The following is a 19597-nucleotide window of genomic DNA, read 5'->3' as shown; positions in this document are numbered from 1 at the left end:
AAACATTTTATAATCTTTAAATAATCACAAAGTTAAGGTATTATTTTCTTTCTGCAAAAATGTGCCAACATTAAGTGCTATTTCATTTGTATTCAACAATTCATTGATATTTTCTAGTAATATTTCAAGAACTTATTCATTTTGAAGTAAAATATCGATTGTTATTATTATATTCATTACAGCTAATGTTTAGAGTAGTCAAATTTTTGTAAAATTTTTAGAGTCTATTTTCTTAAAAAAATACAATAATGATATGAAAAACTCGCAAAACTTATACGATGTAAGCAACGAAGTGGATATAATTGACTTCTTGGTTGATAACAATGCCATGATAAAAGACTTTAGTAGAAGTCAGCTATCATGGTTTTTTGTGGGTGAAAGCTTTCACGTCATTTTATATTTAGCAGAAGGAGAAAAACCAAAATTTGAACGCTTTATCATTGATCGTTTCGCAGAAAATATGAACGATATGATTCATCTGTGGAATCATTTTGATAAAAGAATCCAAAATTGCCAAGAAACAAGAGTATTGAAATTAGCCAAAAACAAAGTGCATGACTTAATCGCCATGTCTGAAACTTTCAGAGCTTTGTTTAATAGAGAAGATTTTGAAGAAGAGTAAAAAAGCAACCATATAACAAAAAGAGCTTCGAGAATACTCTCGAAGCTCTTTTTATAATAACCCTAAATCAATTAAGGATTAAAAATATTAGCATTATTTCTATATCCTTCTGAAACATTTGAATACCAATCTACACTTGATTTACCTCCTGATGTAGCCCAATCTGCGAATTTGAAATACGTTTGTGTGATATTTTTCAATTCACTTGGATATTTAAAGTTTTCAGTTGATACTTCAATCCCCCAAGGTAGTCTTGTACTTGTACTGTAAAGTGCTGTTGTCAATGAAGAATCATCTATTGTTCCGAAGAATGATTTATCAACTAACTTAGTTGGATTTTTACCAAGTAAATGTGTTTCTTTACCTCTTGTACCATTTGAATTATTCCAAATAAATGGATTATAAGAACCCACACCAAATGCACCTAAAGATGGTCCACCAACAACATCAAAACTAAATGAATAAGATTTAGATGCAACTGGGCTTTGACCAGCAATTGTATTCCAAGCAGCTAATTCCCCTATGCTATTCTTGAATAGAATTACTACAACACTATCTTGTCCAGCTTCTAAGCTTCCACCTGTATTTGATGTAAAGTTAGTTGCCTTTCCAGCTGGAATGTTAAACTGAACACCAGCACCATTTTGAATTGATCCACCTGTAGCATGTAAAGTATAAGTAGCTTTTACTTGTGCTACAATATTAGACGAATTAGTAATAATCTGATATCTGTACGAAAGAACAACGTCATTCAAATCATAATCTCCTTTATTTGGCCATTGGTCTTCAAATGCTACTGTAGATGGAGCAGAAGAATTTATAAATGCTTTAGAAGCATCATTAGGGAAAGCATCTTCACTATCAATGATACCATCTTTATCTGAATCATTACTTGCTACAGGTTCTGTACCATTTCCTTCATTACATGCAGTTTTTGCGATGTAAATACCTCCATCTTTAGTTTTCTGAGCTGTTCCATCTAAGAAACTTGCTTTAAGAGCATCGCTTGGCTCTGAGAATTGAACAGTACCTGTAAGTTTTTGTCCACCACCATTGTTGATATTACCACCTGCAGTAGTTAATACCTTGAATAATGAATAATTGCTCCCTGTACCAGTAATTTTACCGTCGTAAGTAGATAGAGAATTAGTTACTAATAAAGCTCCGTTGAATAAATTAACAACACCAGACCCATTAATACGAGTACTACCTCCAACTGAAATATAACTATCATTATTAATTGTTTTATCAACACCCAAATCAGTTTTGATAATTAATTGACATTTGTTATTCAAAATACCAGAACTATTTATCTGCATACTATTAGCAGTCATATAGCTATTGTTTGTCAATGTGGTTGAGCTATTAATAATAAAATTACCTACAGCAGTCATTTTACCATTATTTGTTACCGTCTGACCAGAAGAATTCAATCTAACTTCGCCATTAAATGTAATCTCAGCATTGTTAGTCATTGCACCATCTAATGGAGAAGAACCTTTAACAATAATCTGACCTTCGTTTATAATATTTGAACCTGAACGAGATTGTAATTCAGCATTAGCATTTACAACTCCGTAATTATAAAAAGTACCTCCAACAATAAGATTACCTGAAGAATTTAAAGTACCGAAGTTTTTCACAGTTACATCTGCTGAATTCCAGTTAACATTACTGAAATTAGCCGAACCTTTTGAAGTAATAATTACGGTGTATTTAGCACCAGAATTAAAATTCAAATTATTAAGTGTAATGTTAGTACCACAAATACGAAGAGTACCACCATTCAAAGTATTTGGATTGAAGTTTACTGTATAATCACTCCCTGTTAAACAATATGTTTTTGAACCTGTGCTATTATTAAGGTCAATTGTTGTTCCACTACTTACCGAAATATCACATCCAGTGCTACAATCAGGGCTTGTTTCAGATGAAGCTGCCGTTACATACTTCTCTGAATCCGAAGAAACACCAAATCTTCCCGAAGAAACTGTTCCTAATGATACAGTAAGACTAGAAGAAGCAGTAAGCGCCACTTTTTGTGTTATTTTAGTTCCATCTGGAGCTGTTTTAACAAAATAAACTTCTTTGACAGAAGATGGTATTGAAATCTTCGTTAAAAAAGGAGAAGATATTGATGCGGCACCTTTTGAAAGAGCAACTGCACCAGTAGTTGGATCAGCACCATAAACAGATACAACATGAAGTGCACTTTTGAAACGGATGTCACTGATAGAAATGTTGAAATTTACATCTCTTGATGTTTTCCAATCAAAACCAGCAGGAACTACTAGACTATTAATGTCATTCGTTTTTGTTCCATCAACAATCAGTTCTGAAGTACAAGATGCTACAATAACTGCTAATCCAAGTACAATTGATAAAAATTTTGTTCTCATTTTAATTTTCGCCCTAAACTTTTTATAGAGCATTCGTTTAAGTGTTGTTGTGTTTAGTAATTAATGATTAATGTATGTTAACTTTTAAGGCTTTTTTACCCTTATTTAATTTCTTGGTAAAATCACTTTAAAATTTTAATAGTTTTAGAAACATATTTACTACAAAATTAATTTAATTTTCTTTAGAAGTAAAAAAACTAACAAAAATCAATCTGCTATAAATTATAGGTTTACAAGCATTTGAAATAATTAAATAGCTATTAAGAAGAAACTATTCAATTCAGCATGCAGGTAAATTCTTATTTAAACAACCATAAATCGTTAGTCTATTTTACACCTCATAAAAAAACGGTTTATCAAAAAAGTCCAAAAATTGTATTTATTAAAATATACAAGAAAAATGATAAATACATTTTTCAACTTAGTTGACAACAAATTTAAATATCAAAATTTATACCAAAAAATAAATTACCAACGAATAGTACCATAAATACACAAAATAATCTAGCATTATTTTTAAATATTATTAAGATGACGTATAAATATAATTCAACAATCATTGAGCACAAGTACTTTATTAATAAATATATCATATTTACCAGAAAAAATTAAAAAAAATCTATACATTTAATAATGTAGTTTACCTTTGTTTAAACAAAATCATAAAAACAGCATAGGATATTATATGTCAAAAATCAATAAAATTCTTATCGCCAATCGTGGAGAAATAGCCTTGCGTATCATGCGTACAGCCAGAGAGTTAAATATTCAAACGGTAGCTATTTTCTCTGAAGCAGATAGAAATTCTCCTCATGTCCGTTTTGCTGATGAAGCCATTTGTATCGGTCCTCCTCCTTCTCATCAATCTTATCTTTTAGGTGATAAAATCATTGAGATTTGTCAAAAATTGAATGTTGATGCCATTCATCCTGGTTATGGTTTTCTTTCTGAAAATGCTGCTTTTTGTAAAAAAGTAATAGAAGCAGGATTGATTTTCATTGGTCCTTCTCCAGAAAGTATTGAATTGATGGGCGATAAACTAACGTCTAAACATACTGTAGCGAAATACAATATTCCTATGGTTCCCGGCACGCCAGATGCAGTAACCGACAGAAGCATCGCTAAAGAAAAATCTTTAGAAATTGGTTATCCAGTATTGATTAAAGCTTCTGGAGGTGGTGGTGGAAAAGGGATGCGTGTGGTTGAAAAAGAAGAAGATTTTGATGAACAAATGGACAGAGCTGTTTCTGAAGCTATTACTTCTTTCGGAAATGGAGCTGTTTTTATTGAAAAATATATTACTGCACCCAAACACATCGAAATACAAGTATTAGGCGACCAACATGGAAATGTTGTACATTTATTTGAAAGAGAATGTTCCATCCAACGCCGTCATCAAAAAGTTGTTGAAGAAGCTCCTTCTGCTGTTTTAACGCCTGAAATTCGTGAAGCTATGGGTCGTTGTGCTGTTGATGTAGCAAAAGCTTGTAATTATTATGGCGCAGGTACTGTTGAGTTTATCGTAGATGAACATTTAGATTTTTATTTCCTAGAAATGAATACTCGTTTACAAGTTGAACATCCTGTTACTGAACTCATCACGGGAATCGACTTGGTTAAAGAAATGATTAGAATTGCTGAAGGAGAAAGTATTTCTTTTAAACAAGAAGATATTCATATTCAAGGACATGCAATAGAAATAAGAGTATGTGCTGAAGATCCAAGAAATAATTTCCTACCAGATGTTGGTACTTTGAATACTTATATTCGACCAGAAGGGAATGGAGTAAGAGTAGATGATGGTTTTGAGCAAGGAATGGCTATTCCGATTTTCTATGACCCTATGATTGCAAAATTGATTACTTATGGCAAAAATAGAGAGGAAGCAATTGTTAAAATGATTAGAGCAATTGATGAATTCAAAATTTCAGGTATTCAAACAACTTTACCTTTTTGTAAATTTGTGATGCAACACGAAGCTTTTTTGTCTGGAAATTTTGATACAAGATTTATCAGTTTGTATTACTCTCCAGAATTATTGGACGAATTACCTGATGCTGAAGAGGAAATGTTAGCAGCAGCTTTAGCAAACTTCTTGATGACTAATAAAAAGACCAATAATAGCACCATTGCTAATTCCACGACTATAGAAAATAGTAATTGGAAAGCCAATCGTTTGGCTTATCGTTAAAAATTAAGAGGCTAATGTTTAAAAACATTAGCCTCTTAATTTTTATTTCTTAACCACTTTTAACTCTACTCCTTTATTGCTTGCATTTCTTAAAACAATACCCATAAAGTCTATTCTAATCGCATTAATACCATTTCCTATTAATATATTTCTGATAGCCGCTGCACGTCTTGAGCCTAATCGTTTACTTTGAAGTGAATCGCCCATGTTATCAATATAGGCTGTCAGCTTAATTTGTGATTTTGGATAAGCCGACATGATTTTTGCTAAATCAATCACTGTTTTATCAGAACCTGCTGTTAATGCACCAGTATTTCCTTCAAAACCAATGTTATCAAAAGTAAAAACTCGGTTTACTGTAGCAGAAGAATCTGCCAAATATCTAGCAAAATTATAAGTAAAAGAGCCATTGGTTAAATCTATTTTTTGCCCGTTTGGTAAATTTACAGCTATTGTTTTTTCTTCCGCTTTTAAAGCTGTTGTATCCACTTTTGCAGTTGAAGAGTCCTTTGCTAAACTATTAGTATCAATAACTGCTCCAGTTACTTCTTCCATTTCAGATGAATCTACCATGCTGTCGGATGAAGTACTTAAACTTTTCCAATCATAAGTAAAAGCAAAATATCCTAAACCTGCAATAACTGCTACAATTAATACTGATGGTAAAAACCATTTCGGAATACTTCCCAAACCACCACTTGATTCGCTTTCGTAGTTTTTAGTCGAATAAGTCATTTTTGACTCTTTTTCAGGCTTTGGTGCTACAGTATTATTGACAGCAACAGACTTGATAGGCGCAGCTGGAGCAAACTGAATTGGCTTAATTTCCTGACTCATGAAAATTGCAATGCCAAGCGTATCTATCATTTTTGGCTGAAGTGCATCAGGTGTTTCATCAATTAAATGTATTTTTTGATCAAGTAAATAATTGGCTAAATGAATTTTATCCAAACCTTGGCTTATTACCAATTTACCTAATTTCCCAACCACAACTGGTGCAACTACTGCCATTATTGAGGTAGCAGAGGAGTTTCTAATACTTGCAAATTGTGAAATTAAGGTTGCAATTGAGCTTTTTTTGTCTGGCAAAACCTGACTAACCAAAGCACTTCCTTGTTCAAAAAGTGGTGTAAAACTTTCTTTATCTCTTAAATAATCTTGTAATTTTTCACTAATGCTTCCATCATGTTTACCTCTCTGAATAACATTCATTAAGGTTGTTGCGCCTGCTTCGTTAGAGACTCTCTTCATCAAACCTCCAACCAAAGTAGGGATTAATCCATCAATTGCCACTTTTACTTTCTCTTCTTTTTCTCCTGTTATGTTGGCTATTTTGAATGAAATATCTCCTGCTAGCAGCTCTCTAAGTTCTCCAAATAAATTCATACTCTTTGTTTTTAAAATCTTTTAATGTTAAGTCAAAATTACAACCTAATTCTCAAAAAAACACTCAAAATATTTACAAGAACAAATCTTCGCTGAGAATTTGTACTCAATTTTCATCTATTTCTTTTTTGAACAAATTCCTCATTTTGCAGTTAAAACGGAATTTTTACTTAAAAATTAGACATTCAAAAGAATAAACATCAAGCAAATTTGATAAAAGTGATAAAACTCTAGGAATGTAGTACTAATTTTGTAGTTCCCATTTCAAATTCATGATTTTATAATCATGTTATATTCCATGAAAAAAATATTGTTTATTGACCGTGATGGTACTATTATCGCTGAACCTCCGATAGATTTCCAAGTAGATTCACTTGAAAAATTAGCATTCCTTCCAAAAGCGATTTCAAATCTTCGCAAAATTGCGGAAGAATCAGACTTTGAATTAGTGATGGTAACGAATCAGGACGGATTAGGAACAGACTCTTTTCCTGAAAACACTTTTTGGCCAGCACACAACAAAATGATGGAAACTTTGACAAATGAAAATATTCATTTTGCCGAAGTACACATCGACCGTACTTTCGAACATGAAAACGCTCCTACTCGTAAGCCAAGAACAGGAATGTTGGAAAAATATTTCGATACTTCGGTTTATGATTTAAAAAACTCGTTTGTATTGGGCGATAGACTTACCGACGTTCAATTAGCCATAAACTTAGGTGCAAAAGCAATTTATTTGGGTGATAATAAACCTGAAGACCAACAACTAGCGGATGCCATTGCTTTGGATTCAAAAGATTGGGATGAAATTTACCAATTCCTTCGTTTACCAGAACGCATCGGAAGTATAGAGCGCATTACCAAAGAAACACAAATTTGGGTAACTGTGAATTTAGATGGAAAAGGAAAATCAAATATTGATACTGGTTTAGGTTTTTTCGACCACATGTTAGACCAATTGGCTAAACATTCTGGCGCTGATTTGACCATCAAAGTAAATGGAGATTTGCATATCGACGAGCATCACACAATTGAAGATACTGCTTTAGCTTTGGGCGAAGCATATTTAAAAGCTTTGGGTGATAAAAAAGGAATTACTCGTTATGGTTTTTATTTATTACCAATGGACGAAGCCTTGGTTCATGCTGCGATTGATTTCTCTGGTAGAAATTGGATGGTTTGGGATGCAAAATTCTCTCGTGAGAAAATTGGAGAAATGCCAACCGAAATGTTTTTCCATTTCTTCAAATCGTTTACAGATACTGCCAAATGTAATCTAAATATTAAAGCAGAAGCGGATAACGAACATCATAAAATCGAAGCGATTTTTAAAGCTTTTGCAAAAGCTATCAAAATGGCAACGAAAAGAGAAATCAAAGATTTAGATATTCTGCCTTCAACTAAAGGCGTTTTATAAATCTCTAAAATCATTTTGTATAGGAAATTAACCAAAGAATTAATTCCTATTAATCCATTTTTAACAATTCTTACTTACCTTTGTGGCAAGATTAAATAGAATAATTGAACCTTCAAAATCATATAAAAATGTCTGGAACAGTATTAACTTGGGCTTTCTTTATCGTTCTAATGGGAGCTTCAACAGTTGTAGCTATCAAATTACAAAACATCTATAACGAGAGAGGTAAGTAATTAGCCCTGATTTTCTAAATGTTTGTCATCAAAAAGAGCTTCTCGAAAATTTTCGAGAAGCTCTTTTTGATGACTGACTTATGCTGTTTTATAATATATATTGACTTAAATCTCTGTTCTTAACCATTCCACCCAAACGTTCAATAACTAAATCTTTTCCAATAATTATTTTTTCGTTTGGCATAATTACATCAGGAATATCAAACATAATATCATTTAATAAATGTGACATCACTGTTTGCAAACGTCTAGCTCCAATGTTTTCGACTTCTGAATTGACAGCGAAAGCAATTCTAGCAATTTCTGCTAGAGCGTCATCTTCAAACGATAATTCTACGCCTTCAGATTGTAACAATGATATATATTGTTTTGTAAGCGCACTTCTTGGCTCTTTCAAAATTCTATAAAAATCTTCTTCTTTCAAGCTTTGCAACTCTACTCTGATTGGAAAACGCCCTTGCAATTCAGGAATCAAATCGCTTGGTTTTGAAACATGGAAAGCACCTGCTGCAATAAACAAAACATGGTCGGTATTAATCACACCATATTTTGTATTTACTGTTGAACCCTCAACAATCGGAAGCATATCTCTTTGTACTCCTTCACGACTTACATCTGGTCCACCACCTCCACTTCTTGAAGAGGCTATTTTATCAATTTCATCAATAAAAATAATTCCTAAATTCTCCGCTTTTCTGATTGCCTCCTCTTTTACTTCATCCATGTCAATCAGCTTTGCTGACTCTTCTTCCAACAAAACTTTACGAGCATCAGCGATCGTCATTTTGCGTTTTTTCTCTTTTTTAGGTAACATTCCGCCTATCATTTCAGAAATATTCATCATCGACATTTCATCTATTGGGCCACCCATCACACCAATGTTCGGAGAATTGGTACTTCTAACGGCAATATCAATCTTACGGCTTTCTAATTCACCTCTTCTTAATTTTTCACGGAAAAGTTCTCTGGTTCTTTGGTTGAGTTCTTCGTCAGATTCTGGCACTTCATTTTCAAAACCGATTTTTTCCTGTTTTTTCTTTTTACCAGTCTTTCCCATAGATGGAACAAGTGCTTCCACAATAATTTCCTCAACGATTTCCGAAGCCTTATCTTTTACTTCTTCTTTCTTGGCTATTTGTACCAAATGCACTGAAGATTCTACCAAATCTCTAACCATTGATTCTACATCTCGCCCAACATAACCCACTTCTGTAAATTTAGAAGCCTCCACTTTTGTAAATGGAGCATCTGCTAATTTAGCCAATCTGCGAGCAATTTCGGTTTTCCCAACACCAGTAGAACCAATCATTAAGATATTATTGGGTGTAATTTCCTTTTGCATTTCTTCTGGAGCATTCATTCGTCTCCAACGATTTCGAAGTGCAATTGCTACATTTTTCTTGGCATCTTTCTGCCCAATAATGTATTTGTCGAGTTCAGCGACAATTTGTTTAGGAGTTAATGAATCTAAATTTGCCATCTTTTAAACGTTCCACAAATTTGCGTGAACACAATTTTGCTAGGTCAGTAAATTTTTATTTTATTATTCTGTTTAAATCACAAACTAAACCAAAACTATTCAAATTTCCCGCAGTATTATATCCTGAATACCCGTAAGAAAAATTAAATAATTTAGTATGAATCAAAAAACCAAGCGAAAATCCAGAGAAACCACTAACATTTTGTTGGCTTAATTCTGCACTTCTTAAATGATTATAACCAATTAAGGCATGAAAGTTTTTACTCAATAAAAGCTCTGCACCGATGACGAAATGTCTTGCAAAATTATCCACAGGACTTATTTTGTTTTCGATAACATTACCATTCAAATCTTTTTTGATGATACTTTTATCTAAATATGAAATATCATACTGATACAAATGATGAGCCGTAAAAGAAAAACGCACTGGCATGTATTTAGGTTTAAAGCTTATACCAGCTTGTACATCAAAAGGTAAATCGGTTTTATCAAAAGGAGTATAAGATTTTAGTGCGACTCCTACATTTTTCACCGTTAAACCAAGCGTTAAAGCTTGCGTTGGATGCTTAAATATAGCACCAAAATCCATAAGTAAGGCTACCGCTGAATAACTTTCTATGACTGAGGATGCAAATTTCAAACTTCCACCAAATGTTATATTTCCTTGAGTACGAGAACTCGACAAAGTCATTGCTACATCATTTGCTGCAAATTGTCCAAGTATATTTCCTGAAGCGTCCGTCAATTGAAAGTTTCCATAGTTAATAGATTGAACACCCAAAGCAATAATATTTTCTTTGAATTTTCTGGCATAAGCCGCTGTAGCATAATTAATTCCAGAGAAATAAGGAGTATAATTTACCGCTAAAAGGTTGTGTAAACTACTATCTAAAAGTGCAGGATTTTGAAAAAGCACATTAACATCTTTTTCTGAACGAGAAACATTAACACCACCCAAAGCTAGCTGAATAGGATTGCTAGGAATATTTAAGAAGCTAAAACTTCCGTTACCACCAATTTGACAAAACCCTTGCTTTGCGATTTGTAGAAAAAATATCGTAAAAAAAATCCAATAGTATTTTTTAGTCATGCTGAATGAATTGATTTTGTCTTTCAAACCCAAAATTAGTTTAATTTGAGCATACAATACTTTTAAAAAAAGACATTTTGTAGAAAACGATTCAAGACTCCAAATCAATCTAATTTATTCCATTTATTTCTCGTTCTTTATCATCAAGTATTTTTAATGAATAGACTTCGATATTTTAACCCTAAAATCGGCAAAATCAAAAAATATACAAAATCAAGAAACTATATCATTTTTGCAGGTATTTGATTCTTGAATTATATCTTTGATAAGAATTCAAACAGAACCATTTAGAACAAAATCATCGAAAATGAATACAGGTGGCAATCAAGCAAAATTTGATGAATTAGCAAAAAAAAATACAGAAGCTTTATTGGGTGGTGGAGAAAAACGCATTGAAGTTCAACACAAAAAAGGAAAGTTAACTGCTCGTGAAAGAATAACTCTATTGCTAGATGAAGGTAGCTTTGAAGAAATTGGAAAATTCGTCATGCACCGCTGTAAAGACTTTGGTCTAGATAAAGAATATTATTTAGGTGATGGAGTCATTACAGGCTATGGAACCGTAAACGGACGATTAGTTTATGTTTTTGCGCAAGATTTTACTGTTTTTGGTGGGGCTTTATCTGAAAGTCACGCTGAAAAAATTTGTAAAATCATGGATTTAGCCATGAAAAATGGCGCACCAATTATTGGTCTGAATGATTCTGGCGGAGCAAGAATTCAAGAAGGCGTTACTTCATTGGCTGGTTATGCAGATATTTTCTATAAAAACACTTTGGCTTCAGGTGTAATTCCACAAATTTCTGCCATTATGGGACCTTGTGCGGGTGGTGCAGTGTATTCTCCAGCTATTACTGACTTCGTTTTAATGGTTGAAAATACTTCCTACATGTTTGTAACAGGACCAAATGTAGTAAGAACCGTTACACACGAAGTTGTTACTTCTGAAGAATTAGGCGGTGCTTCTACGCACTCTACTAAATCTGGAGTTACGCATTTTTCATGTGCCAACGAAGTTACTTGTATCAATAATATCAAGAAAATATTATCCTTCGTACCTCAAAACTGCGAAGACCAAGCACCTTCTCTACCTTATGAATTTGGTGATGAAGGACGAAAAGCATTGGATAGTATCATTCCAGAAAACCCCAATCAGCCTTATGATATTAAAGAAGTAATTGAACACATTACTGATGCCGATTCTTTTTTTGAAGTACATCAAAATTACGCAGAAAATATTGTAGTTGGTTTTGCACGTTTGGCAGGCAGAAGTATTGGCATTGTTGCTAATCAACCAGCGGTGATGGCAGGAGTTTTGGATATTCAGGCAAGCCAGAAGGCTGCAAGATTTGTTCGTTTCTGCGATTGTTTTAATATTCCTTTGTTGGTATTGGAAGACGTTCCCGGTTTTATGCCCGGCACAAACCAAGAATGGGGTGGCATTATTACACACGGAGCAAAATTATTATATGCTTTCTGCGAAGCAACCGTACCAAGAATTACCGTAATTACTCGTAAAGCATACGGCGGAGCTTATGATGTAATGAATTCAAAACATATTGGAGCAGATATGAATTATGCTTGGCCAACAGCAGAAATTGCGGTTATGGGTGCAAAAGGAGCAGCAGAAATTATTTTCAAAAGAGAAATTTCAGAAGCTGAAAGTCCAGTTGAAAAACTACAGGAAAAAGTAGATGATTATACCGAAAAATTTGCGAATCCATACCGTGCGGCACATCGAGGTTATATTGATGAAGTAATTCAGCCTTCAGAAACTCGTCAGAAATTAATCCGTGCTTTTAAAATGTTGGAAAATAAAGTAGCGAATTTACCGAGAAAGAAACATGGGAATATTCCTTTGTAGTTGTGAGCTTTAAGCCTTGAGCTGTGAGCAATGAGCTTTTCTTTTTCCAGAATACTTAATCAAAAACTGATTTTTATCCCCAAAGGCTTTAAAAACCTTTGGGGTTTTGTATTTTTGTAAAAATGACATTTAGATTTTTAATAATTGGATTATGACTGAAAACGCAAAAACATTCCTCTACGAATACCTCAACAATGCTTCGCCAACTGGCTTTGAAGCTTCTGGACAACAAATTTGGTTAGATTATATCAAGCCCTATATCGACGAAACCATCATTGACGTGTACGGCACAGCAGTTGGTGTTATTAAACCTAAAAATGCTTCTTTAGCACAATCTTACAAAGTAGTTATCGAAGCTCATGCCGACGAAATTTCTTGGTTTGTGAATTATATCGACGATAACGGCTATATTTTCGTAAGAAGAAATGGTGGTTCTGATGCAGTGATTGCTCCTTCTATGCGTTGTAATTTGCACACGAAAAAAGGAATTGTAAAAGGAGTATTTGGTTACCCTGCCATTCACGTGCGTGATTTGGCAAAAGACAAAGCTCCTACTGTCAATGACATTTTTATTGATTTGGGTGCTGCCAACAAAAAGGAAGTAGAAGAAATGGGCGTTCATGTTGGAACAGTCGTTACTTTTGAAGATGGACTTACAGAATTGAACAATCGTTACTTTGTAGGTCGTGCTTTGGATAACCGCATGGGTGGTTTTATGATTGCCGAAGTAGCCAGAATGTTGAAAGAAAACAACGTTGAATTACCTTTTACTTTGTATGTTGTAAATGCAGTACAAGAAGAAATCGGTTTGCGTGGTGCTGAAATGATTGTAAGACGTTTGAAACCAGATGTTGCTATCATAACTGACGTTACTCACGATACTCAATCACCAATGTACAATAAAAAAGAGCAAGGTGATTTGAAATGTGGTTCTGGTCCTGTGATCTGTTATGGTCCAGCGGTGCAAAACAATTTACGTGATTTTATCATTGACGTAGCTGAATCTAAAGAAATCAAAATTCAGCGTCAGGCGGTTTCTCGCTCTACGGGTACTGATACCGATTCGTTTGCTTATGCTACTGAAGGTGTTGCGTCTGCTTTGATTTCCTTGCCATTGAAATATATGCACACGACTGTTGAAACTGTTTCAAAAGACGATGTACAAGCAGTTATTAACTTGATTTATGAATCTTTGCTTGCCCTAAAAGGAAATGAAGATTGGCGTTATATAAAGTAAGTTTTTTAGCTGTGAGCTATGAGCAGTAAGCCGTGAGCTTTGAGCTTTTTTATACTTTGACAAGTAACATTTCTATTGAAATTAAGGATTCTATAATATTCATCGCTCATAAGTTTTGAACTTTTTTAGAATCCTTAATGAGAAATATTCCAATTAAAATTATGGAAAATAAAAAAGCTCAAAGCTCACCGCTCATAGCTCATAGCTCATAGCTAAAAATCCTCCAACCATGAAAAACAATTCCCTCTCTGTAGCCTCTTTCAATCTGATTTTATATGCTGCTCAACAAAAAGGGGCAGACTTTAATACTTTGTGCGAAAAAGTTGGTTTAAGTCCAGAAATGCTACAAGACCCAGACGCCCGTTTGCCCATCAAAAAAGTACAAATACTTTGGAAAGAAGCCGTAGAAATGACAGGCGACAAACATTTGGCGCTTCATCTTGGCGAATCTATCAACACCATTGCAGTCGGGATTTTAGCTTATGTGATGATGCACTGCCCTACTTTAGATAAAGCTTTAGAAAAACTTTGTCAGTATCAAGATATTGTTTGTGATGGTTCAAAAACAAGTGTTTTTATCCAAGATGGTTTAGTTTATGTAACGCTTTCTCAACTAAGTGATGAAATGTTGTATCCACACTATGCTTTTGAGTCGGAATTGTCTATTTACCACGCTGCCATGAAAGGGATGATTGGTAAAGATTTACCACTAAAATCTGTTCATTTCAATTATCCAACATACTCCGATTCATCTGAATATCAGCGAGTTTTTCAAACGCAAGAAGTTATTTTTGAAAGTAATTTTACGGGAATGGTTTTTGAAAAAAAGTACTTCCATCTACCCATAATCAATGCAAACTCCAGTCTTTTTCATTTGTTTGATAAACACGCAAGAAGTATTCTGGATGGTTTGAAACAAGATAATTCATTCAAAGAAAAAGTAAAAAAAGAAATTTTAGATGGCTTAAAAGGCGAAGAACCCTCACTTTTTAATGTTTCAAGAAGTTTGGGAATTGGTTTACGTTCTTTACAAATGAAATTGAAAGAAGAAGGAGTCACTTTTCAGCAACTCCTTGATGAAATTCGTAAGAATTTAGCCCTTCAACACTTACAAGAATCACATTTAAGTACAACAGATATTGCCTATTTATTGGGTTATTCTGAACCAAGTGTTTTTTCTCGTTCTTTCAAAAAATGGACAGGACATACGCCTAATGTTTATCGTAAAAATCCTAAAATGGTAGCATAGGAGGATTTCGGCGGTCGGATTTCGGATTTTAATATTGAAATAAAATTACTCTCTAAAAGCTGAAAGCTATTTTGCTGCTTTACCTATCCTTCCCAAATGCGTATTTTCAAAACTATCTTCATACTTTAGTCCATAGCCCATCATTCTGTCAAAAGCTGAATGAGCAAAAAGGATTGTTCCCAACAATAAAATACCTTGATTTTGTTCATAAAAACCTAATGCTAAAATAGCAATTCCTAAAGCCTTATGATGCACAAAATTGTACAGCCACGCTCCTATTTTGGGATTCACCAAATACCCAAGCATTCCTAAATCTGGCAATAAAAGTAAAGCAGGAAAATACCACCAAGCAAACTCTAAACGACTGAAAATCAATATCCCCAATATAAACTCAGCCAATTCTTCTAATTTTAAAATATTTTTCATGTTCAAAATGTTTTATCTAAAATTTGTTAATATTATTTGTGTAATATACTCATGCCATGACTTGAAGTCGTGGCATGAGTAAAAACTCAAAGCTTATTGCTCAAAGCTTATAACTGATTCTCTCTAAACCAATTCAAAGTTTCTGTAATCGCTTCATCCAAAGGCGTTTCTTTGAAATCAGGGAAAATACTTCTTACTTTATTATCATCTAAAAGTACTGTTCCTTCAAAAAGATAAAGCATTTCTTTTACTTCTTTCATTATGGGCATAAAAATTCCCAATACTGAAAATAACCATTTTGGGTGAAGTTTTATTTTTTCTGGAGCATTCGCCAATCTTGAAATTCTGTTTAATAAGCCTTTCATCGTTGGATGTACTTGTCCGCCATAATTATAATTTTCATACGATTTTTGAACACCTCTTTGCATCAATCTTACCATTATTTCAGCAGCATCTTTGGTAAAAACCAACTGATGTGGAATATCTTGACGAACCATATAAGGAAGTGCTTCGCCATTCAAAGCATTCATAAAAATTGGTTTAATACCATAATTTAGCACATTTGGTCCCCAAAAATCTGGCAAACAAACATTGAGCACTTTACATTTACCAGCGTCAGCTGCATCTCTCAACGTTTTTTCAATGGCTACTCGCAAAGCTCCTTTTCGAGTACATGGATTTTCTGGAGAATCTTCTTTAATCAAAGGCGTATTGCCATAATTATAAACATTTCCCGGAAAAACAATCATGGCTTTATTCAAGCTTGCCGCTTCGATAATCTTATTGGTTACCACATCCATATTACCAAACCATTCATTGTATGGATAATTGATACCATGAAAAATATACTTTTTGTCGGCGGCTACTTGTTTCAAAAGATTCAAATCTTGAGCATCTCCTTTGATAATTTCTACATGATTGAAGCTTTGAAAAAGGTTTTTCGCTTTCGCTACATCACGGACAATAATGGTTACTGGAATATTTTTGCTAAGTAAATTTTCGGTAAAAGCATAACCGATGCTTCCTGTTGAGCCTAAAACTAAGATTTCCGATTTCATGTTTTTTGTTGTTTAATGATGATACAAAGTTGTCGGAAAGCCCCGAAATCGTCCTTGACCAATCATGCAAACAAAATGACATATTGCGAAAATCTTTACAAAACAAATAGCGACTAAAACAGCCATTCAAGCCCGTTTTAATCGCTATTTTAATATTTCTTTAAAAATGCACTTGCTAATAAACTCTACCAACAGAAGGATTATCTACAATGATTCTCTTCATTTCTTGCGGATTAATCGTTCCTTGTTTTTGATAAACAATTTTACCATTTGGTTCAACCAAAAGAGTATAAGGCAAAGCTCCTTGCCATTTTGGGTCGATTAATTCAATCAATTTATACGCATCGTCTGAATTAAAAATATAGTTTTTGGTCGAAGCTTGTAACCTTTTTAAAGTAGCCAAAGCTTTGTCTTTTTTATCAGGTTTATCTGCTGAAATCGTTACTAATTCAAAATCTCTTAGGCGGTACATTCTATTTATCGTCATAAAATCTGGCAATTCTGCTACGCAAGGTCCGCACCAAGTAGCCCAAACATTGATTAAACGTAATTTCCCAGAATTATTTTTCAATAAATTCTTTATTCCTTCTTCATCAATGGCTTCTAAACTTACTGGCTCTTTTGCCCAATCTATTTTTTCTTGAGCCGCTAATTCTCTCTTTCCACCCCATTTTACCGAACAACCAAATGTTTTTGTTTTACTTATTGCTACAGTTTTATTGGCTAATAAGTCTTCAATCGCATTTCTGGTATCATGATTTTTAGGAGTACCCGTTGGTTTTTCTACATCATCAATTCTGCCTGAATATCTCAAAATTCTTTTTTGGTCGAATATAAAAACATGTGGCGTGGCAACTGGTCCAAACTTTTTAGAAGCTTCTTCGGTATCACCATCATACAAATACGGAAAATTAAATTGATGTTCTTTGGCTCTTACTTTCATGTCGTTGAAACTATCTCCCAAATCGGTGTAACCCATTTCATCCAAACGGACACTTACTGGGTCGTTTGGCGAAATCGCAATTATTTGTACTCCTTTAGTTTTATATTCCGTCACCAATTTCTTGATGCGTTCTTCGTAAGCTTGCGCCGTCGGACAATGATTACAAGTAAATACCACGACCAACACTTTGGCTTTAGCAAAAGAATTCAGAGAATACATTTTGCCATCAGTAGCTTTTAAATTGAAATTAGGAGCTGGTGAACCTATTTCTAAAGTTGGATGCTCTTCAATATTTTTGAAGCCAAATATCCCTACGCAAATCGTTAATAATGAGAGGATAAGTATTCTTTTCATTTTTTTAAAATTGTTTTTTATGCTTCATAAAAGATAAATGTTTTTCTTCATGAATGTATCTTGTTTTGTTAGTTAAGTTTTCAGTTTCCTTTTAAATCAAACATATTCTACGAAATCAAAACTTGATTGAGCCACATAAAATGAGTATTTTTGAAAAATAGCTTTCCTTATTTTCCTTTCTTAAACAATTTTAATTGTATGCAAGACCTTTCCGTAACACTCATCCAAACTGATTTATATTGGGAAAATTCAACTGCTAATTTGGCAATATTGGAAGAAAAAATTGCGATGATTTCTACGCCAACCGACTTGATTGTTTTACCAGAAATGTTTAATTCTGGCTTTACAATGAATGTTGAACAGGTAGGTGAACCGATGAATTTTTTCGTACAAAAATGGATGAAACAGCAAGCTGCACAAACAAATGCTGTTGTCACTGGAAGTTTTATTGCCAAAGAAGGTGAAAAGTATTTTAACCGATTAATTTGGATGCGACCAGATGGAAGTTTTGAGCAATACGATAAACGACATTTATTCAGAATGGGTGGCGAACATCATTACTTTACTGGTGGCACACAACAATTAATTGTGGAATTGAAAGGTTGGAAAATTTGTCCGCTAATTTGTTATGATTTACGTTTTCCTGTTTGGTCAAGAAATGTAAATCAAGCTTACGATTTATTGATTTATGTAGCCAATTGGCCAGCAGTACGCTCAAAAGTTTGGGATACACTTTTACAAGCACGAGCCATCGAAAATCAAAGCTTTGTCGTAGGAGTAAATCGTGTGGGAAAAGATGGAATGGATTTAGTTTACTCAGGAAATTCAACCATAATTGATTTCAAAGGAAATCATCTTTTTTATCAATCAGATAGTGAAATTGTGGAAACACAAGTACTCAACAAAAAGAGTTTAGCAGAATTCAGAGAACAGTTTCCAGCTTATTTAGATGCTGATTCTTTTGAAATTAACAACCTTTTATAATGCAAAAAAGATTACTTACTTTTTCTTTAATATTAAATGTAATCCTTATTCTTACGGGCGGAACTTTAGCTTTTAAGTTCAAAGAAAAGCTACATCAATATTTATTTCCGCCAACTTCAAATAATATTTTATTGGTGGGCGATTCTTTACTAGCACAAGAAAATTGGGCTTTACTTTTGGAAAGAAATGACATTACAAACTTAGCTTACGGTGGGGCGATCACTTTGTATATTCTAAAAAATGTAGAAGTTCTAAGCCCGAAAATAAAACCTAAAATATGTGTAATAGAAGGTGGAGTAAATGATTTATTGGCTGGTGTTCCTGAACAAAGAGTTTTTGAGAATTATACCAAAATGATTCATATACTTCAAAAACAACAAATTAAGCCCATTATTAATGCGGTTATTTATACCAATTTCCCTGAAATTAATCAACAAATAACGATTTTGAATCAACAACTAACAAGTTTTTGTCTGCAAAACCAACTGGTTTATGTGGATGCCAATCAAGTTCTGTCTGAAAAAGAATCATTAAAAAATCAATATTCTTTAGATGGCATTCATTTGAAACAAGCAGCTTACCCACTTTGGGCAAAAAAACTTTCTGAAGCAATCAAAAGACTTGACTAAAACCATAAAAAAACCTGTAAAGCTAAGCCTCA

The 19597-nt window shown here is 33.6% G+C and carries 15 protein-coding genes; 8 read left to right on the top strand and 7 right to left on the bottom strand.

What is annotated here, in order from left to right; all coding sequences use genetic code 11:
* Positions 1–253 precede the first annotated feature (253 nt).
* Positions 254–622 (top strand): hypothetical protein, encoded by a 369-nt coding sequence (locus tag ABID42_RS07120; protein ID WP_367283044.1) that lies wholly within the window; start codon positions 254–256, stop codon positions 620–622.
* 71 nt (positions 623–693) lie between these two features.
* Here the strand turns inward: ABID42_RS07120 and ABID42_RS07115 are convergent, their stop codons facing one another.
* On the bottom strand, positions 694–3021 hold the full coding sequence (locus ABID42_RS07115; protein WP_367283043.1) for an LruC domain-containing protein: 2328 nt from the start codon (positions 3019–3021) through the stop codon (positions 694–696).
* 685 nt (positions 3022–3706) lie between these two features.
* Between ABID42_RS07115 and ABID42_RS07110 the strand changes: the two genes are divergently transcribed.
* Positions 3707–5212 carry an acetyl-CoA carboxylase biotin carboxylase subunit gene (locus tag ABID42_RS07110; protein WP_367283042.1) on the top strand — a complete coding sequence of 502 codons (1506 nt, stop codon included), beginning with the start codon at positions 3707–3709 and terminating at the stop codon, positions 5210–5212.
* Positions 5213–5254: 42 nt separating this feature from the next.
* On the opposite strand, the gene ABID42_RS07105 is transcribed toward ABID42_RS07110, so the two are convergent.
* Complete coding sequence (locus ABID42_RS07105; RefSeq protein WP_367283041.1) at positions 5255–6598, bottom strand: DUF937 domain-containing protein; 1344 nt, start codon at positions 6596–6598, stop codon at positions 5255–5257.
* Positions 6599–6896: 298 nt separating this feature from the next.
* On the opposite strand from ABID42_RS07105, the gene hisB reads away from it, so the two are divergent.
* Positions 6897–8018, top strand: coding sequence for a bifunctional histidinol-phosphatase/imidazoleglycerol-phosphate dehydratase HisB (gene hisB, locus ABID42_RS07100; protein ID WP_367283040.1), 1122 nt, complete (start codon positions 6897–6899; stop codon positions 8016–8018).
* Between the two features lie 321 nt (positions 8019–8339).
* Here the strand turns inward: hisB and hslU are convergent, their stop codons facing one another.
* Together hslU and porQ are read right to left on the bottom strand one after the other, a co-directional pair.
* A complete protein-coding gene (hslU, locus tag ABID42_RS07095) occupies positions 8340–9731 on the bottom strand; it encodes an ATP-dependent protease ATPase subunit HslU (protein ID WP_367283039.1) in 1392 nt (463 codons plus the stop codon).
* A gap of 55 nt (positions 9732–9786) precedes the next feature.
* Entirely contained in the window at positions 9787–10821 is a 1035-nt protein-coding gene (porQ, locus tag ABID42_RS07090; protein ID WP_367283038.1) for a type IX secretion system protein PorQ, read from the bottom strand.
* A gap of 307 nt (positions 10822–11128) precedes the next feature.
* Here porQ and ABID42_RS07085 point away from each other — a divergent pair, with 307 nt between their 5' ends.
* The 3 genes from ABID42_RS07085 to ABID42_RS07075 all read left to right on the top strand — a co-directional run bounded on the left by ABID42_RS07085 (position 11129) and on the right by ABID42_RS07075 (position 15171).
* The gene (locus tag ABID42_RS07085; protein WP_367283037.1) at positions 11129–12685 is read left to right on the top strand and encodes an acyl-CoA carboxylase subunit beta; all 1557 of its coding nucleotides are present in this window, start codon (positions 11129–11131) and stop codon (positions 12683–12685) included.
* Positions 12686–12836: 151 nt separating this feature from the next.
* On the top strand, positions 12837–13922 hold the full coding sequence (locus tag ABID42_RS07080; RefSeq protein WP_367283036.1) for a M42 family metallopeptidase: 1086 nt from the start codon (positions 12837–12839) through the stop codon (positions 13920–13922).
* Between the two features lie 229 nt (positions 13923–14151).
* Positions 14152–15171, top strand: coding sequence for an AraC family transcriptional regulator (locus tag ABID42_RS07075; RefSeq protein ID WP_367283035.1), 1020 nt, complete (start codon positions 14152–14154; stop codon positions 15169–15171).
* Positions 15172–15237: 66 nt separating this feature from the next.
* Here ABID42_RS07075 and ABID42_RS07070 read toward each other — a convergent pair whose 3' ends face one another.
* From ABID42_RS07070 to ABID42_RS07060, 3 genes are all read right to left on the bottom strand, one after another.
* A complete protein-coding gene (locus ABID42_RS07070) occupies positions 15238–15597 on the bottom strand; it encodes a DUF4260 domain-containing protein (protein ID WP_367283034.1) in 360 nt (119 codons plus the stop codon).
* A 107-nt stretch (positions 15598–15704) separates the two neighbouring features.
* Entirely contained in the window at positions 15705–16655 is a 951-nt protein-coding gene (locus ABID42_RS07065; RefSeq protein ID WP_367283033.1) for an NAD-dependent epimerase/dehydratase family protein, read from the bottom strand.
* Positions 16656–16830: 175 nt separating this feature from the next.
* Positions 16831–17952 carry a redoxin domain-containing protein gene (locus ABID42_RS07060; RefSeq protein ID WP_367283032.1) on the bottom strand — a complete coding sequence of 374 codons (1122 nt, stop codon included), beginning with the start codon at positions 17950–17952 and terminating at the stop codon, positions 16831–16833.
* Between the two features lie 198 nt (positions 17953–18150).
* Between ABID42_RS07060 and ABID42_RS07055 the strand changes: the two genes are divergently transcribed.
* Positions 18151–18936, top strand: a complete 786-nt coding sequence (locus tag ABID42_RS07055; RefSeq protein ID WP_367283031.1) for an amidohydrolase — start codon at positions 18151–18153, stop codon at positions 18934–18936.
* On the top strand, positions 18936–19565 hold the full coding sequence (locus ABID42_RS07050) for an SGNH/GDSL hydrolase family protein (RefSeq protein WP_367283030.1): 630 nt from the start codon (positions 18936–18938) through the stop codon (positions 19563–19565). Before ABID42_RS07055 ends, ABID42_RS07050 begins: the two co-directional genes overlap by 1 nt.
* Positions 19566–19597: the final 32 nt, after the last annotated feature.

This window comes from Arcicella rosea (assembly GCF_040543805.1).
Lineage (GTDB): Bacteria > Bacteroidota > Bacteroidia > Cytophagales > Spirosomataceae > Arcicella > Arcicella rosea.
Note: the sequence above shows the minus strand (reverse complement) of the source record. Positions and strands in the feature narration are given on the sequence as shown.

What these genes read in the sequence shown, in the direction of transcription:
- ABID42_RS07120 (WP_367283044.1), top strand. Translation starts at nt 254, where the DNA reads ATGAAAAACTCGCAAAACTTATACGATGTAAGCAACGAAGTGGATATA.
- ABID42_RS07115 (WP_367283043.1), bottom strand. Translation starts at nt 3,021, where the DNA reads ATGAGAACAAAATTTTTATCAATTGTACTTGGATTAGCAGTTATTGTA.
- ABID42_RS07110 (WP_367283042.1), top strand. Translation starts at nt 3,707, where the DNA reads ATGTCAAAAATCAATAAAATTCTTATCGCCAATCGTGGAGAAATAGCC.
- ABID42_RS07105 (WP_367283041.1), bottom strand. Translation starts at nt 6,598, where the DNA reads ATGAATTTATTTGGAGAACTTAGAGAGCTGCTAGCAGGAGATATTTCA.
- hisB (WP_367283040.1), top strand. Translation starts at nt 6,897, where the DNA reads ATGAAAAAAATATTGTTTATTGACCGTGATGGTACTATTATCGCTGAA.
- hslU (WP_367283039.1), bottom strand. Translation starts at nt 9,731, where the DNA reads ATGGCAAATTTAGATTCATTAACTCCTAAACAAATTGTCGCTGAACTC.
- porQ (WP_367283038.1), bottom strand. Translation starts at nt 10,821, where the DNA reads ATGACTAAAAAATACTATTGGATTTTTTTTACGATATTTTTTCTACAA.
- ABID42_RS07085 (WP_367283037.1), top strand. Translation starts at nt 11,129, where the DNA reads ATGAATACAGGTGGCAATCAAGCAAAATTTGATGAATTAGCAAAAAAA.
- ABID42_RS07080 (WP_367283036.1), top strand. Translation starts at nt 12,837, where the DNA reads ATGACTGAAAACGCAAAAACATTCCTCTACGAATACCTCAACAATGCT.
- ABID42_RS07075 (WP_367283035.1), top strand. Translation starts at nt 14,152, where the DNA reads ATGAAAAACAATTCCCTCTCTGTAGCCTCTTTCAATCTGATTTTATAT.
- ABID42_RS07070 (WP_367283034.1), bottom strand. Translation starts at nt 15,597, where the DNA reads ATGAAAAATATTTTAAAATTAGAAGAATTGGCTGAGTTTATATTGGGG.
- ABID42_RS07065 (WP_367283033.1), bottom strand. Translation starts at nt 16,655, where the DNA reads ATGAAATCGGAAATCTTAGTTTTAGGCTCAACAGGAAGCATCGGTTAT.
- ABID42_RS07060 (WP_367283032.1), bottom strand. Translation starts at nt 17,952, where the DNA reads ATGAAAAGAATACTTATCCTCTCATTATTAACGATTTGCGTAGGGATA.
- ABID42_RS07055 (WP_367283031.1), top strand. Translation starts at nt 18,151, where the DNA reads ATGCAAGACCTTTCCGTAACACTCATCCAAACTGATTTATATTGGGAA.
- ABID42_RS07050 (WP_367283030.1), top strand. Translation starts at nt 18,936, where the DNA reads ATGCAAAAAAGATTACTTACTTTTTCTTTAATATTAAATGTAATCCTT.